General features: G+C 62.5%; 17 protein-coding genes. 8 read left to right on the top strand and 9 right to left on the bottom strand.

The features are described from left to right. Window positions 1-9 precede the first annotated feature (9 nt). Genes P0648_RS15530 through P0648_RS15520 form a run of 3 tightly spaced genes read left to right on the top strand, consistent with a single transcriptional unit; the run spans window position 10 to window position 3352 of the window. Complete coding sequence (locus P0648_RS15530; protein ID WP_277504649.1) at window positions 10-1008, top strand: hypothetical protein; 999 nt, start codon at window positions 10-12, stop codon at window positions 1006-1008. A 20-nt stretch (window positions 1009-1028) separates the two neighbouring features. After that, on the top strand, window positions 1029-2228 hold the full coding sequence (locus tag P0648_RS15525) for a glycosyltransferase family 4 protein (protein ID WP_277504646.1): 1200 nt from the start codon (window positions 1029-1031) through the stop codon (window positions 2226-2228). After that, window positions 2225-3352 (top strand): glycosyltransferase family 4 protein, encoded by a 1128-nt coding sequence (locus P0648_RS15520; protein WP_277504645.1) that lies wholly within the window; start codon window positions 2225-2227, stop codon window positions 3350-3352. Before P0648_RS15525 ends, P0648_RS15520 begins: the two co-directional genes overlap by 4 nt. On the opposite strand, the gene P0648_RS15515 is transcribed toward P0648_RS15520, so the two are convergent. The 5 genes from P0648_RS15515 to P0648_RS15495 form a co-directional block, all read right to left on the bottom strand. Then, complete coding sequence (locus P0648_RS15515; protein WP_277504644.1) at window positions 3333-4787, bottom strand: oligosaccharide flippase family protein; 1455 nt, start codon at window positions 4785-4787, stop codon at window positions 3333-3335. The two genes, P0648_RS15520 and P0648_RS15515, sit on opposite strands and share 20 nt — an antisense overlap. A 19-nt stretch (window positions 4788-4806) precedes the next feature. Continuing rightward, entirely contained in the window at window positions 4807-5397 is a 591-nt protein-coding gene (locus P0648_RS15510) for a DapH/DapD/GlmU-related protein (RefSeq protein WP_277504643.1), read from the bottom strand. Window positions 5398-5496: 99 nt separating this feature from the next. After that, window positions 5497-5667: a hypothetical protein gene (locus P0648_RS15505; protein WP_277504642.1), complete on the bottom strand. Its 171-nt coding sequence runs from the start codon at window positions 5665-5667 to the stop codon at window positions 5497-5499. Between the two features lies 1 nt (window position 5668). Further along, window positions 5669-7024, bottom strand: coding sequence for a hypothetical protein (locus tag P0648_RS15500; RefSeq protein WP_277504641.1), 1356 nt, complete (start codon window positions 7022-7024; stop codon window positions 5669-5671). A 10-nt stretch (window positions 7025-7034) separates the two neighbouring features. Next, a complete protein-coding gene (locus tag P0648_RS15495) occupies window positions 7035-8003 on the bottom strand; it encodes a hypothetical protein (RefSeq protein WP_277504640.1) in 969 nt (322 codons plus the stop codon). Between the two features lie 358 nt (window positions 8004-8361). Between P0648_RS15495 and P0648_RS15490 the strand changes: the two genes are divergently transcribed. Beyond that, a complete protein-coding gene (locus P0648_RS15490; RefSeq protein WP_277504639.1) occupies window positions 8362-9483 on the top strand; it encodes a DUF1616 domain-containing protein in 1122 nt (373 codons plus the stop codon). On the opposite strand, the gene P0648_RS15485 is transcribed toward P0648_RS15490, so the two are convergent. After that, a complete protein-coding gene (locus tag P0648_RS15485) occupies window positions 9468-10424 on the bottom strand; it encodes a bifunctional 2-polyprenyl-6-hydroxyphenol methylase/3-demethylubiquinol 3-O-methyltransferase UbiG (RefSeq protein WP_277504638.1) in 957 nt (318 codons plus the stop codon). The genes P0648_RS15490 and P0648_RS15485 overlap by 16 nt on opposite strands. Before the next feature lie 143 nt (window positions 10425-10567). After that, entirely contained in the window at window positions 10568-10726 is a 159-nt protein-coding gene (locus P0648_RS15480) for a hypothetical protein (protein WP_277504637.1), read from the bottom strand. Between the two features lie 98 nt (window positions 10727-10824). Here P0648_RS15480 and P0648_RS15475 point away from each other — a divergent pair, with 98 nt between their 5' ends. Then, a complete protein-coding gene (locus tag P0648_RS15475) occupies window positions 10825-11682 on the top strand; it encodes a TrmB family transcriptional regulator (protein WP_277504636.1) in 858 nt (285 codons plus the stop codon). On the opposite strand, the gene P0648_RS15470 is transcribed toward P0648_RS15475, so the two are convergent. Then, window positions 11676-12245 carry a metal-dependent hydrolase gene (locus P0648_RS15470; RefSeq protein ID WP_277504634.1) on the bottom strand — a complete coding sequence of 190 codons (570 nt, stop codon included), beginning with the start codon at window positions 12243-12245 and terminating at the stop codon, window positions 11676-11678. The genes P0648_RS15475 and P0648_RS15470 overlap by 7 nt on opposite strands. A gap of 50 nt (window positions 12246-12295) precedes the next feature. After that, on the bottom strand, window positions 12296-12685 hold the full coding sequence (locus P0648_RS15465; protein ID WP_277504633.1) for a hypothetical protein: 390 nt from the start codon (window positions 12683-12685) through the stop codon (window positions 12296-12298). Window positions 12686-12806: 121 nt separating this feature from the next. On the opposite strand from P0648_RS15465, the gene P0648_RS15460 reads away from it, so the two are divergent. From P0648_RS15460 to P0648_RS15450, 3 genes are all read left to right on the top strand, one after another. Beyond that, entirely contained in the window at window positions 12807-13304 is a 498-nt protein-coding gene (locus P0648_RS15460; protein ID WP_277504632.1) for a hypothetical protein, read from the top strand. A 69-nt stretch (window positions 13305-13373) separates the two neighbouring features. Further along, window positions 13374-13649 carry a hypothetical protein gene (locus P0648_RS15455; protein ID WP_277504631.1) on the top strand — a complete coding sequence of 92 codons (276 nt, stop codon included), beginning with the start codon at window positions 13374-13376 and terminating at the stop codon, window positions 13647-13649. Beyond that, the gene (locus P0648_RS15450) at window positions 13649-14677 is read left to right on the top strand and encodes a DUF4350 domain-containing protein (protein WP_277504630.1); all 1029 of its coding nucleotides are present in this window, start codon (window positions 13649-13651) and stop codon (window positions 14675-14677) included. The genes P0648_RS15455 and P0648_RS15450 overlap by 1 nt, the downstream gene beginning before the upstream one ends. The last annotated feature ends 26 nt before the right edge of the window (window positions 14678-14703 follow it).

Here is a 14703-nt window from a genome sequence, read left to right as displayed (position 1 = left end):
GACTCGACTATGACGAACGAACCGAATCGCTACCAGACGCTCGCACACGACCCCACCGGAGACGGGATTGGACGCTCCATCGAGACGCCCGTCGCGGACGACCACGACCGCAGGCCGCCGAACCGCTACAAACTGCTCGCCCGCGGGTTCAACAAGCGCGTGTTCTCGCTGTTGAATCCTGACGGGTACTATCGCCACGGCATCGACCTCTTCGCCGAGGACTGGGACAACTGTATCATCCTCGATGCGTGTCGCTACGACATGCTGGCCGCGGCGACCCACTCGCTCGGCCCGGTCGACTCTCGACGCTCGCGAGGGTCTGGAACCAAGCAGTTCCTGCGGGCGAATCTCCACGGCAAACAGTTGCTCGACACCGTGTACGTGACGGCGAACCCACAGCTGTGTAAACATCGCGAGGAAATCTCGGTCGCCTTCTACGCCGAGGACGACGTGTGGCGCGACGGGTGGGACACGTCGCACAAGACGGTCACGCCGGAGATACTTACCGAGCGTGCGCTCGCGGCGGCTGACCGGTATCCCGAGAAACGGCTGCTCGTCCACTACATGCAGCCCCACTACCCGTTCATCGGGTCGCCACACGACTTCGACAAGCAGGGGCACATCTTCGAGTCGAAGTACAGCTTCTGGAGGGAGCAGTTCCTCGGCATGCGTACCATCCCGACCGACATCGTCTGGAAATACTACGCCCAGAACCTCGACATCGTGCTGCCGTCCGTCGAGCAACTGGTCGCTGCACTCCCGGGGAAGACCGTCGTGACCGCAGACCACGGCAACATGGTCGGCGAGCGAGCCTGGCCCATTCCCATCCGTGAGTGGGGCCACCCGACGGGCATCTACACCGAGCAACTGGTCACCGTCCCGTGGGTGGTTTGCGAGAACGGCCCGCGAAAGACCATCGTCGCGGGGGATACCCAGCCCACGACACAGCAGCAAGCGATCCACGAAGAACTGCTCAGACAGCGCCTCTCCGAACTGGGGTACGTCTGAAACAAGCGACCGTCACAACCATGTCACCCAAGCATTCAAAAACGGTGTTCGTCATCACGACGAGCGACATTTCACACGCCCGTGGAAACACGGAACCGTACTACATCACGAACCTGCTCACGAAACGCTACGACACGCACGTCTTCGGCCCGCTTTCGCGTGGGTTCACCGGCGCGCATAACCACACGTTCCCCTTCGGCGACATCCTCGGCGTGTTCCTGTTGAACGTGCTGTTCGTCCCCTACTGGGTGTACGTCTCCGTCCGCTACCGCCCCGACGTGGTGTTCTGCCATCGTGAGGTCATCGTCCCGCCGTACGTCTGCAAACTCGTCGCCGGGTCGGCCGTCGTCTACGACATTCGCATGAATCCCTACCGGCAGGGCATCGAGTTCGTCGAACTGGACCACATCCGTAATCCAGCCTACCGGACGTTCCTCACGTTCAGCCTCCTTGCTCACCGCCTCGCATTGCCGAACGCAGACGCCGTCATCACGCTGAGTGAGTCGCTCGCAGCCCAGTTGCGCGAGGATTATCGCGTTCGGTCGGAGCAACTGCACCTCGTCCCGCTCGGCGTCGATACCGACAAGTTCCGCCCCGCGGAGCCCGCCGACGGAGACGACCTGGAGTTGGTGTACGCGGGGGCGATTTACCCGATTCGACGCCTCCACCTCGTCGCGGAGGCCATCTCGATGCTCCCCGAGGCCGCGCGCGAACGGGTCCGGCTGGACCTCTACGGCGACGCAGACGAAGCATACATCGACGAACTCGAAACGACCGCTCGCGCCGGCGGGTGGGCAGACCGGCTTACCTGGCACGGCTACGTCAACCACGAACAACTGGCGGCGAAACTCGGCCACCACGACGTGGCGCTCTCGCCGCTCCCGCCCATCGAGTCGTTCGAGGTGAGTTCGCCGGCGAAGATGTACGAGTACCTCGCCTTCGGGCTCCCAATTATCGCGACGCGCATCACGCCCCACGTAGAGGTGCTCACCGACGGCGAAGACGCCCTCATCGTCGAACCCGAGAGCCCGGCGGCGATTCGCGACGCCATCGAGACGTTCCTCGACTCGCCGGACCTCGTCGTGCGGATGACACAGACCGCCCGTGAACACTCACTCGCCCACAGCTGGGACGCGCGCTTCGAGACCGTCGTCGACGCCATCGAGGGACGGCCGCCCCAGCCAAGCGAAACCACGACGCCCCCGCAACCAGCACCATGAACTTCTGCGCCGTTCTCGGAACGTATCCGAAAGACACGCCCGGTGGCGCGGAGTTCCAGTCGTATCTCATCGCCCGCGAACTGGCCGCTCGCGGCTGGGAGGCCCACTACGTCGCCCACCAGGCAGGAGAGACGAGCGTCGAGACGGACGAGGGAATCGTCGTCCACCGCCTCGCTCGGGGGACACAGCGCACGCGAGCCCTCCTCCAGGAACTCCGGACGATAGACGCCGATTTCTACTACTTCCGGAACATGGCGGACCTTCCGCTCGCCGCGCTCGCAAAACGCGCCGTCCGCGGACAGGTCGTGTTCAACATCTCCCACGACCGCCAGTGTGACCGATTGTTCGCGGGATGGCCCGGCCAGTCGAACCGGACGCGATTCAACAGCCTCCTTCGTCGTGGGCAACTCGCGGTCTACCGGACGCTGCTGCGCGTTCCTGACCAGTTGTTCGTCCAGACGCGCGCTCAGCAGGCGTTGCTCGCGGTGAACCACGGGCTCTCGGGAACGCTCGTCGGTAACGGCCACCCAGTCCCCGAACTCGACACGCAGAAGATCGAGCCACCGGTCGTCCTCTGGCTCGCGAGCCTGAAGGCGTGGAAACGCCCGGAACTGTTCTGTTACCTCGCGGCGGCGTGTGGGGACCTCGACTGCCAGTTCTGGCTCGTCGGTCGCCCCTCAGACGAGGCGGTCACCAAGCGGGTGACCGGCCGTCTCGACGCCCTGCCCAATGCCGAATACAAGGGCGGCTGTGACATCGAGGAGAGCAACGACTATCTCGCCCGTGCCTCGCTGTTCGTGAACACGAGCAAGAACGAGGGGTTCCCGAACACGTTCATCCAGGCGTGGTTCAGAGAGACGCCCGTCGTGAGCCTCGAAGTCGACCCGGACGGCGTGCTCGCAGAAGGGGAGGTTGGGGCGAAAGCCGACAGTCCGGCGGCACTCGAATCGCTCGTCCGCGACCTTATCGAGGACGACGCTCGGCGCCTCCGCCTCGGCGAGCAAGCCCGCGCCTACGCCATCGAACAGCACGACATTAGGCGCGTCGTAAACCGTGTCGAAGAGGCGCTGGTCGGCCGCGTGACCACGCCTGAAACAGAAGAAGTCAGCGAAGCAGCCCGGTAACCCGCGCCACGTCCGTTTTCGAGATGCCGTCGATGAGGTACATGACCGCGACGTACACCACGACGCCGAGCGCCGGGTAGGCGACGAGCGTGACGACGGGGCCGTACTGGCCGGGAATCGACACGAGCACGAGCGCCATCGCCATCGACGCGAGGATGGCCTTCCCAATCGAGTCGAGCGGGAGGGTGAATGGCAGTTCTCGGGCGGCGAAGCGGTAGATGAGCGTGACGATGACCAGTTGGCTGAACAGTGATGCACCGACCGCGCCGAGCAGGCCGAAGGTGGGGATGAGCGCGACGTTCAGCCCAAGGTTCAATATCGACGCGAGGACGACCGCAAAGCCGATTTTGCGCGTGCTCTCGGTCGCGGTGAGGATGTACGCGAGCGGGTTGTCGTAGCCTCGAAGCAGGAAGCCAACCGCGAGGAATGGAAGCAGGATGGCCCCTTCCGTGGCGATTTCGGGCGTCGAGATGAGCGCGAGAAGCGGTTCTGCGACGATGGAGATGCCGACCAGCGCGGGAATCGCGATGATGGAGTAGTACTTGAAAATGAGCGTGTAGAGGTCGCTCAATTCTTGGTGGGCCCCTTCGTCCCACGCTTTCGAAACCGTCGGGTAGAGCGTCGGATTGAGCGCGTCGGTGAATTTGGTGAACGTCGCGCTGATACCGTAGGCGACGGCGTAAATACCCACTGCCGTCGGCGACATGAAGTAGAGGATGAGGAACTTATCGGCGTGGACGAGCAGCGACCCGAACAGTTCCTTTGGCACCATCGGGAGGCCGAAGGCGACGTACGACCGGTAGTTCGCCACGCTCGGGGTGGGGATGGTGTAGCGCGTCCAGATGGTTGCCATGATGAGCGCGTTGAACGCGAGGCCGACGACGAGCAGGGCGAGAAAGCCCTCGACGAGCCCGCGTCCGGTCAGGAACACGACGATGAGGCCCACCGTCTCGACGAGGCTCTTTGCCACGTTGATGGACTCGTAGGTTCGGATGTCGCCCTTCGAGCGCGAGAAACTGATGTTGATGAGAAACAGCATCTCAGAGAGGATGAGCAGCGAGGCGACGGTGACGAGCGTCGATTCGTCGCTGATGGCGCTCCCGACGATCCAGTCGAGCGAGATGGCAGACCCCGCGAGATAGACGATACCGCCGAAAACCAGCCCCAGCAGGCCCGTGAGCGCGAGGATGTCGATGTACGCTTGTTCCCCGCGCCCGCCTCGATTGCTGTAGCGGATGAGTGCGCCGTGGAGGTGGAGGCCGCCGACGGTGACGACCATCGCCACGAACGCGAGGACGATAGACCAGACGCCGTAGCTATCGGTCCCGAGTAAGTTCGTGATGAGCGGGATGGCGACGAGCCCCCTGGCGAACCCGATGAGGATGCGCACCCCCGAGATGAGCGAATCGACGCCGACCTTCTTCGCGAGCGTCACGCACACCACCCGCGCCGACTCATTGCGCCCTCTGCGTCGATTCGTCGTGGCGCGACCGGATGACCTTCGCCGGGACGCCCGCCGCAATCGAGCCAGCGGGAATGGACTCGGTGACGACGCTGCCCGCGCCGATGACGCTTCCTTCGCCGATGGTGACGCCGTCTAAGATTCGGGCCCCCGTTCCAATCCACACGTCGTCTTCGATGGTGATTCCCTCTCGCGTCTCTCCCTGTTCGTGGATGGGCACGTCCACGTCGTCGAAGTTGTGGTTCGCCGGGATGACGACGGTCGCGGCGGCGATGCGGACGTTGTCGCCGATGGTCAACCCACCGTGGCCGTAGAGAATCGAGAATGGGTTGACCGTACAGTCGTCACCCATGGTAATGTGCCCGCCGTAGGGCAACAGCATGGTCTGGTCGTGGATGTGACACCGCCGACCGATGGTAATCGTCCCGTTTCCGGGGTCGAGTTTCGCCTGCAACCCGATTCGCGTGGTCGGATGGATATCGACCGATGGATACAGGTTCCAGCGTTTGACGTTCGACGGAATGACGTACCGAGAATAGGCTCTCTCGAGCACTGCGCGTACTGAATTGGTTGAAAGACTCATGGACCCCACCCCCCAGTGTGGGTGACACAAATACGAGAGATTGGGGAATGATACCGTGTGTGTAGGAAGATATTGCCGCTATTTGCGGGCGGGTTCGACTTAGTCGATTTTCCAGTAGCGCCTAACGGTGTCGCGCCGACACTCGGGACACGTCCGGCGGTTCCGTTCGAACGTACACCGACAGTTCGTACACCGAAAGCGGGGGACAGGGCCGTCGGCGCTCACGCCGACCAGTCGTCGCACGACGGCGACGAGGTCCCGGATGGGCATCTCACTCGTAGTAGGGGAGGTATCGCGTCTCGCCGCTGCCCGTCTCGATTTCGAGCCACCCTGCCGGCCCCTGGCCGGTCGGGTCGCTATCCGTGCTGCCCTCTGCGTGCCCCTTCAGGCGGTTACCCTGGAGGTCGTGGTCGCTGTTCCAGCGCACTTCGTGTTCGTTCACGAACTCCACGTAGCCTCGACGGTGGTAGCCATCGGAGAGGAAGAAGTCGGCGTGGTGGTTGTCGTTCCAGTTCACGTGGTCCGTGCCCTCGATGTCGGTGGTCGTCCCGCCGAAACTGACCCCGCCGACCATGGTGAGCGTCCCGCCGACGACACCACTTGGCGATTCGGATTCGATGCGAATGCCGACCTGCGAACTCTCGATCCAGCCGTCGCCGTGGATGGTCTGCGGGCCTTCGTGAATGTGGAGGCCGATGTCAGCAGACCCAATTTCTGGCTGGTGGATGGCGTTTCGGAAGCCCTGCTTGATTTCGATTGCCTTACTGAACGTGTTCCAGTGGATGGGGTAGATGGAGTTCCCGTTTGGCTTCTCTTTGGTCTCACCTTCGGTGTTACAGAGGACGATGCCTTTGCCCGCAGGGACGTCGCCGTACGTCCGGGTCGCCCGGATGCGGTTGTAGTAACAGCCTTTCTGTCCGCCGAGGCTCTTCAGCCGCACCGCACACTTGTCGTAGGTCCCGTTCGGGTTCACCCCGTCGTCCTCGGTGAAGGTGCCCGTCCCGACGTAGTTGAACCGGACGTCGGCTTGCAGGCCCTTCGTCGCGTGGACGTCGAGGCCGACGAGGCCGTTCTGGCCGCAGTCGAGTTCGCCGACGGTGAACCGACACCAGTTCGAGTCGTAGAACTCCCAGAGTTTGATTTCGTCGTCGGTCCGGAACGACGCCTCTGCTGCGTTGATGGTCTTCTCGGTCTGGTTGTTCAGGAAGATTTTCTCGGTGAGGGTGTAGTCGCCGACAATCTGGACGTGGTCTCCCTGCTCGATGGCCGAGACGATGACCGCAGAGGGATTCGTCCCCGATGCAATCTCGCCGTTCCGGCCTTCGGCGCGGACGGTCGAGCCATCTTTGTAGACGATGACATCCGGAAACTGGACGCCTGAACCGCCGGAGCCACCACTTTGTTGCCCGACCGGGAGCGGGTTCCAGGAAGCGCCGTCACCGATGTAGACGTTCCCGGTGTCGGTGGCGAGGAACTTCGCGTCCTGCTTCGGTTCGTAGTCCGTAAGATTCGCGTCTACGTCGCGGATTTCGACGTCTCTGTCGAGTGATTCGAAGTTCTGATTGAGGGGGATGTGCCAGTCGGTGGCCCCCTTCGCTGGCGTATTGTAGTCGTGATTTCGCGTCATGAATTGAAAGTCAGGAGAGGACGCCGCCGTAGCCGTACTCGCCGTACCGTTGCTGGCCGTACTCGTCGGCGTCGGTGGTCGTCTGTGTCGTCGATTCGGTCGTGGTCGAGTCTGGCGCGACAGTCGTCTGTGTCGTCGCCGTCGGTGCCTCTGTCGTCTGGGTGGTCGTCTCAGTGGCCGGCTGGGTCGTCTGCGTTGTGGTCTGCGTCGTCGTTTCCGTCTGCGTGATTTCCGTCGCCGTCTCGGTCGCCGTCTCCGTTTGCGTCGTCTCGGCCGTCGTGGTCTGCGTTGTTTCGACAGACTCGGTCGTAGTCGTCGCGGTCGGTGTTGGCGTCTGAGTCGTCTCCGTTGGCGGTTGCGTCTCGCCGGGCGTCACGGACACCGTGAGCGTGTACTCACTGTTCCCGTCCTGTACGTCCACGAGCTGGACGAAATAGGAGCCAGTCTCGGTGACGTGTTCTGCGAGTTGCGTCGGCGCGTTGCTGCCGACGTACACTTGGTCGAGAAAGTGCCCGGCGCGGTCGTAGAGCGCGACTGCGGTGACGCCCTCTTCTTCCTCGCGTTCGAATTCGACGGTCAGTTCGTCGCCAGATTCGGCTTCGAACGTGAACCAGTCGACCTCGTCGGAGTCGAGTTCGCCCTGGATGGCACTGCCCGTCTCGATTCTGGTCGCAACCTCCCGGTCGTCGTTCGGTTCGCGTTCGCGTCCGGCCACCGATACGAGCGGTGCGTCGGCGTCGTCCGCCGCCGGAGCACCGCCGTAGCCGAACACTGTCTGCGGTCGCATCTCGAGGCCGTCGTCCGAGAGCACGAGTGCGCCACCGCCGGCGACGACCACCGCACTCGCGAGCTTCAGATAGGTCCGTCTGTTGAGGTGAAGACCACGCGAATCGTTCTGTTCAGCTGAGTCGGTGCTGCGAAAATCGTCGGTCCTACTGCCCGATGGTCCTGCATCTCCGCTGTCGTCGTCTCGCGACACGCCCGAAAATTTGACGCCCAGTATGTATCCGTTCTTACGACACTCCTGCACTTGCCTGCATTTACGTACCACTTTGCAATGAGTACCAAAATTTAGTTACCAGATGCCAGCAGATTAATCCCCGCTTAACCAGTCTGAAACCAATACAGTCAGATTTTCACGAATACCGCGGCGCGATACCAGCCACTCATACAAAATTTGTGACAATTATGCCGGGCGCGGTGTGCGTTCTGAGGGGCGCGAAATCCGTAAGGATACGCGATATTCTCCCATCGAAGACGGTTGTCGGGCCGCTCGACCGCAGAAACCCTCTGGATACCAACATTACTTTAGCCTCGCGCAGGCAACTACTAGGGCAATGGTGAGCCGCCGAGAACTGCTGTTGTTCATCCCGCGACCAGTTCGCCACTTCCTCACGGACCTCGCGGCGGTGGTCGTGCTTATCGTCCTCGCCGGTGTCGGCATTTTCGTCCCCGGGTTCCGGGAGACGCCGCTGCAAGTCGTCCTGGGATTGCCACTCGCGCTGTTCCTCCCTGGGTACGCGCTCATCGCCGCGCTCTTTCCGCGAGCCTCGGCTCCACTCGACGCTGCGGAGGAGACGAACGACGCGAATACGACCTTCTCGACCCCGCTTCGCTGGCGACAGAAGCGCGGCCTCACTGGCCTCGAACGACTCGTCCTCTCGTTCGGATTCAGCGCGGCGCTCGTCCCGGTAATCGGCCTCATACTGAACTTCTCGCCGTGGGGGATTCGAGTCGTGCCGTACTTCCTGGCCGTGAGCGGGTTCACCCTGCTCGCGACGGTCGTCGCGGCGTATCGCCGTGGCCAGCTTTCTGCGGAGGCTCGTTTTACGGTCCCCTTCGGCGCGTGGGCGGCGACGGTGTACGCCACCATCCAGCCGTCCTCGCGCACCGACGCGTTGGTCAACACGATTGTGGCGCTCGCCGTCGTCGCGGCGTTCGTGAGCGTCTCACTCGCCGTGGCCGTCCCGAATCAGAGTGAAGCGTTCTCTGAGTTCTACCTGCTCACTGAAACCGCGGACGGCGAGCGTATCGCGGGGAACTTCCCGACGCGGTTTACGAGCGGCGAACCGCGCACGGTCATCGTCGGCATCGAGAATCACGAACAGCGGACGATGGATTACACCGTCGTCGTCGCGCTCCAGCGAGTCAACGCGACCAACAACACGACCGCCATCATTGAGGAAGCAGTCCTCGCAGAACGGCGCGTACCGAGCCTCGAAGACGGCGAAACCTGGGAATCTGACTTCGAACTCTCGCCGGTGATGACCGGCGACCGACTGCGCCTGCTATTCTTGCTCTACGAGGGCGACCCACCCGCGACGCCAACGGCCGAGAATGCCGACCTGACGATGCATCTCTGGGTTACGGTCACCGCGGAAAATTCGGCTCTCGACCCACCAGTGGGGGTCGTTTCGGGGACGTGGCTTCAGGCGACGCCGCGCTACTCGCCGGTTTGATAGGCAGTGCGGTAGGCTTCGAGCAACTCCTCGTCTGAGAGGCCGTCGAGGTTGCACTTCTCGATGTAGGTGTAGTATTTCTTGTACTCACTCACTTTCGGCGGAGTTGCCGTCCAGCCGGACGGCTTTCGCCCGACCATCACCATCGTGTCTCTGAACCGCGGATACGCCTCACAGACGCGGATGTACGCGGCTCTGACGAGATTCTGGAGCGGTCCGTCCAGCTCCGCCCAGTAGACCATGTTGTTGAGCAGGCGGGTATCCACGATTTCGAGGCCGTGATAGTCTGCGAGCACTTCTCTGAGTTCGGCTTCCGTATACTCGCGGACGTGTCCCCGGAAGCTGTAGGTAGACCAGTAGTAGCCTTCGAGTGAGGTGTGGTTGGTCTTTCCGGTGAGGAGCTTCAGGCGATTGGCGAGGTGGGCCGCGTTGGGCGTGAGGACGATGACGACGCCGCCTTCTTTCGCCTTCGAGGCGGCATAGTTGAGCAGCTCGCGGGGGCTGTTGTGCATGTGTTCGATGACGTCCAGAATCAACACCGCGTCGAAGGAATCGTCCTCGACAGTCGCCATGACGGCGTCGCGGCGAATCGCGGTTACACCCATGTCTGCTGCAAACTCTATGATTCGCTCGCGGTTGTCCCCCATGAGGTGCCACGGTTCGTTGTAGTCGTCGATGCCGGTCACCTGATAGCCGAGTACCGAGAGTCCAGCTTCGACGTCACACGCCCCCGCGCCGAGTGAGAGCACCGTAGCGTCCCGCGGAACGTGGTCCTGGAGGAGCGACGCGACGAGTTCGAACTTGAAGAACTTCCCGCGGAGGTACGTCTCCGGGAACGGGAATCTGTCGCGGACTTCGTCGAATGCCTGTTCGAGTTCTCGCCCGTAACCGAGCGCACGCTGTTGCTGTCGTTTCGGCGTCGTTTTCGCACTAATCGTCATTGTTTCCCCTTGCAGAGGTCGCGAGAACCGCGCTCCCCCACCCAAACAAGACCGACCCCGCCCGACGGTGGATCCCGTCCGACGAATTCACTCTTATTCTAGATATATACTCTCCGGACTCCGATAAGTAGTTTTTGCAGACCCTACGGTTTACGGGCTTCTGCGACCAGCTCTTCGTCCGTCTCCTCGTCCGCTTCAGCCGCGTTTCGACGTTCGCTCAGTTTTTCCCAGATCTCGACACATCCTGCGCCGGGTTCGATATCCTGTAGGTGAGCTCGGTCACTTTTCCGGGAATCCTTCATGTTACTCACAATCCTAGTAACACAGTCTATGTGATGGGTGATAAACGTTTCTCAAAACCCCAATTGCTGTTAAGGAACGCGACAGAGAGTACACAACGATGACCGACGACGATGCCACGCGCCTGCTCGACCGACTCGATTTGAAGGAGTACGAACTGACCTCTCTCTATCACCTCCTCTCGCTCGGGCGCACCACCGCGCCGAATCTCGCCGAGGCGACCGGTATCCCTCGGGCGCGAATCTACAGTGTCTTAGAGGAACTCGGCGATAAGGGGTTCATCAAAATCATCCCCGGACACCCAAAGCAGTATCAGCCGAAGTCGCCACAGGAGATTCTCGACCGCGCAGCGGAGAACGAACGCCAGCGATTCGAGTCGTATCGCACCTCACTCGACGAGATTCGCGACGAGTTTCTGGCCACGTTCGAACCGCGCTACGAGCGGGCGAGCAAGGACATTACCCCGACAGAGGAACTGTTCTGGGCGGTCGACGTGGGCGAACCGAGCGAGACGGAGACGCGCCAACTCTACCAGGACGCAACGGAGACGGTGTACGTCCTGACCAAGAGTTTCGAGTACCTGTCGAACATCGAACCCGCGCTCGCGGCGGCCATCGACCGCGGGGTCACCGTGCGCGTCCTGTTTCTCGACCCGGCTCATCTCTCCGCGGAGAATCGCGTGGTTCAGCGCGAGCGCGTCGCCACGCTCGCAGAATCCTTCCCCGAGGTCTCTGTTCGCTTCAGCGACGAGAAACTCCCATGGCGGGGCACCTTCATCGACCCGAGCATGGAGTACGATTCGGGGCGGGCCATCCTGCTCGTCGAAGAGGTCGACGTCCCCCTCCACATGCGACAGGCGGCCGTCACGGACAACGGGTCGTTCGTCGCGGGACTCAAACGCTACTTCGACCTCATCTGGACCTACGAGAGCGTCGAGTCACCCGACGAGACTCACTGACTCGATTCTTCGCGGGGTCGCCCCCGGCGCGCTCGCCACAGGAGTGCGAGGCCGGGCAGGCCGTCGAGCAGCCAGACGAGTACGACGAACCCGGTGAGCAGGAGTTCGGCGCCGACGATTGCGTCGAGTTCGAGATTCAGGAGGTGTGCGAGAAAGCCCGGTTCCGGTTCCAGGTACTCGATTGCGGGGACGACCGGCCAGAGCAGGAAGCCAAGGTAGTAGGTGTCACCCAGATACCACGGGACGAAGGCGTCACCAAGAAGGTGTGAGGCGTAGCCGATGGCGAACGCGACGACGTATCGGAGGTGGTGTGGATACCAGAGAGCGGCGACGAGCAGACACAGTCCCACGAGTGCCGTCGCCGTGAGCGCGGAGTGGGCGAGCGACCGGCCGGTCGGCAGCACGTGAAACGTCCACGCGAGCGGTTTGTCGACGAGGTCGGGAAACTGCGACCCGAACATCGCCACGAGCGTCGCGCCGTCCGTGGGTGCGCGTCGCCACCGGGCGTGGCTCCACCCGCTATAAAAGATGTATCCCAACGCGAAGTGTGCCCACGGCCACATGCCACTCTAATACGGTTGCTGTCTGCTTACCCTCACCGCCTCCGCCGACGCTACGTCTCCGGGGTCTGTCGCCCGGGATAGAAATCAACGGACGTAGAGGTGATGACCACCTCCACGGGCCGGTCCTCTGGCGACGCCGTGAACACGGCCGAGGGTCCCTTTCTGACGTTGATGTTGATTCTGTACGACCCGCCCTCTCCGAGGACGTTCGGATAGTACACGCTGTTGTTGGGCGAAATCTCGACTGCTTCCCTGATTACCACTTCGTCGTCGGGCACGCGAGAGATCGTCACGTCGGCGGTCACCGCAACCCGCGCGTCGTTGATGACCACGATGTCGTTTGGTCCCCCCGAGAGCAGGGAAGTACACCCGGCGAGCCCGAGCAACCCGCCGAAAGCGACGGTTTTGAGGGCGTCTCGCCGAGTTATCTGAGCGAACATCTGCACCGTGTAAAACTCCGCGTAAATGATTAAGTGTTTATTATAATTCTTTGACTATTTTTCGGCGACTGCTCACACAGCGCATTCTACGTTTATAGGTCAGTCGCTCGAAACAGACAGTATGGTGGGTGGGGCCCCGACAGTCCTCGGACTGTTCGGCGGATTGCTCGTGGCGGTCGTGTTCACGCTCCTGTTCGAGTTACGGACTCGTGAGTTCACGCTCCCGACCACGCCGCTGTGGAACCGGTACGTCGGTCCCATCGGCGTTGGACGACTCCGGGTGCCGGGCGCGTCCGTCCTGCACCTGCTGGTCGGGGCACTCGCCGGCGGCCTGTTCCCCTCGCTGGTCACCGCATTCCTCGGCGTGGAGACGGTATACCTCTCGACGTTCCCACAAGCGCTCACCGCCGGACTTGGATACGGGCTTGCAATGTACGCGGCGGCGCGCGTCGCAGAACTGCTCGGTCTCGTCGACCTCGTCGCCCCCGCGGAGTCGCGGCTCCTGTTCGAATACCACGTCCTCTACGGCCTCGGCCTCGGAACATGGTTCGGCCTGTCCCAGTGGCTCGGCTACCCGGTCGTCTGTACACTTTTCGAGACTGTTTGCACGGGCGCATAGTCACGCTCTCGGACAATTAGTTTCGACTCGCCGACAGTTATTAGCGATGGGCCGTCGAACGCTAGGGGTATGGCAACGCTCCGGAGACAGCGGTTCGTCCACAACAACGTCGCGTGGATGCTCCTGATGCTCGTCGTGCTCATCGTCGCCGGGTCGCTCTCCTTTCAGTTGTTCTTCGCCATCTCCCTGCTCGGCTTTCTGATGCTCGTCGAACTCAGTTCGCCGTTCAACGTCGCCCCGCGCTGGCGAACCCGCCTCTCGTGGGTCGTCCGCGGCGGGTTCGTCCTCTTCGGCTACTTCGTCGTCATGGAGGTTCTTCGGTCGATTCCGCCGGGGGTGTTCTGATGGCCGGGTGGCCAGCCGTCACCGGCCCGCGCATCGTCATCGCCGTCCTCTCGCTCGCGCTCGTCACGGCACTCGTCGTCTCGGGGAGTTCCTCTACGGCCGACTTCAGCATCTACAACACCGACTGGGATGGCACCTCGAACCTTCGCTCGTCTGCGACCATCATCACGCAGGACACCGAGGTGTACGATCGAGTTGAACCGGGCGAGACCATCGCTATCATCCTCTCACCCGACTCGCCGTACACCACGGAAGAGCGCGAGCGCCTCCGCCGATTCGTCACCGCGGGCGGGACGCTCGTCGTCGCCGAGGACTTCGGCCCGCACACGAACGCGCTGCTCGAATCGCTCGGTGCTCGTTCGCGCATCGACGGTCAGTTGCTACGCGACGAGTGGAACCACTTCAACTCGCCGGCGCTTCCCTACGCCACCGAACTGGGCGGCAACGAACTCGTCTCCGGCATCGACCAACTCACGCTCAACTACGGAACCGTCGTGCAGGCGAACAACGCCACCGTCATCGCCCGGAGTTCCGACCTCGCGTACCTCGATTCGAATCTGGACAGCCTCATCGACGAACGCGAATCCCTCGGGTCGTACCCCGTCGTCACCTACGAGGAACTCGGGGCGGGTCGCCTGTTCGTCGTGAGTGACCCGAGCATCTTCGTCAACCGGATGCTCGAACAGCCCGGCAACCAGCAGTTCGTCGGTCGCCTGGTCACGGAGCGCCAGACGGTCCTCCTCGACTACTCGCACGTCGCGTCGGTGCCGCCGCTCACGCAGGCCATCTTGCTCGTTCGCGGGTCCTCGCGCCTCCAACTCGTCCTCGGGCTCGCCGCCATCGCCGCGGTTGCGATATTCTCGACCCGCCGGTTGCGCCGCGAGCGCGAGAGGGACTCTCCGATTCCGCCCACCGCCGCGACCGACGAGGCGGTGGCCGCCTACCTGAAAAAACGCCATCCGACGTGGGACACGGCGCGCGTAGAGCGCCTTCTCGAAAACCTGAAAGACCCGGGCCCACCGCGCTGAGGAGCCACACCCACGAAATTCGCGTG

The organism is Haladaptatus sp. DYSN1, from assembly GCF_029489995.1.
Lineage (GTDB): Archaea > Halobacteriota > Halobacteria > Halobacteriales > Halococcaceae > QDMS2.
The sequence above is the reverse complement of the archived record's forward strand: the minus strand, read 5'-3'. Positions and strand labels throughout refer to the sequence as shown.

Excerpts from the sequence above, each read along its gene's own strand:
- P0648_RS15455 (WP_277504631.1), top strand. The coding sequence starts at position 13,374 with ATGGCAACGCTCCGGAGACAGCGGTTCGTCCACAACAACGTCGCGTGG.
- P0648_RS15505 (WP_277504642.1), bottom strand. The coding sequence starts at position 5,667 with ATGCCCATCCGGGACCTCGTCGCCGTCGTGCGACGACTGGTCGGCGTG.
- P0648_RS15465 (WP_277504633.1), bottom strand. The coding sequence starts at position 12,685 with ATGTTCGCTCAGATAACTCGGCGAGACGCCCTCAAAACCGTCGCTTTC.
- P0648_RS15450 (WP_277504630.1), top strand. The coding sequence starts at position 13,649 with ATGGCCGGGTGGCCAGCCGTCACCGGCCCGCGCATCGTCATCGCCGTC.
- P0648_RS15500 (WP_277504641.1), bottom strand. The coding sequence starts at position 7,024 with ATGACGCGAAATCACGACTACAATACGCCAGCGAAGGGGGCCACCGAC.
- P0648_RS15485 (WP_277504638.1), bottom strand. The coding sequence starts at position 10,424 with ATGACGATTAGTGCGAAAACGACGCCGAAACGACAGCAACAGCGTGCG.
- P0648_RS15520 (WP_277504645.1), top strand. The coding sequence starts at position 2,225 with ATGAACTTCTGCGCCGTTCTCGGAACGTATCCGAAAGACACGCCCGGT.
- P0648_RS15530 (WP_277504649.1), top strand. The coding sequence starts at position 10 with ATGACGAACGAACCGAATCGCTACCAGACGCTCGCACACGACCCCACC.
- P0648_RS15480 (WP_277504637.1), bottom strand. The coding sequence starts at position 10,726 with ATGAAGGATTCCCGGAAAAGTGACCGAGCTCACCTACAGGATATCGAA.
- P0648_RS15475 (WP_277504636.1), top strand. The coding sequence starts at position 10,825 with ATGACCGACGACGATGCCACGCGCCTGCTCGACCGACTCGATTTGAAG.
- P0648_RS15460 (WP_277504632.1), top strand. The coding sequence starts at position 12,807 with ATGGTGGGTGGGGCCCCGACAGTCCTCGGACTGTTCGGCGGATTGCTC.
- P0648_RS15470 (WP_277504634.1), bottom strand. The coding sequence starts at position 12,245 with ATGTGGCCGTGGGCACACTTCGCGTTGGGATACATCTTTTATAGCGGG.
- P0648_RS15525 (WP_277504646.1), top strand. The coding sequence starts at position 1,029 with ATGTCACCCAAGCATTCAAAAACGGTGTTCGTCATCACGACGAGCGAC.
- P0648_RS15510 (WP_277504643.1), bottom strand. The coding sequence starts at position 5,397 with ATGAGTCTTTCAACCAATTCAGTACGCGCAGTGCTCGAGAGAGCCTAT.
- P0648_RS15490 (WP_277504639.1), top strand. The coding sequence starts at position 8,362 with ATGGTGAGCCGCCGAGAACTGCTGTTGTTCATCCCGCGACCAGTTCGC.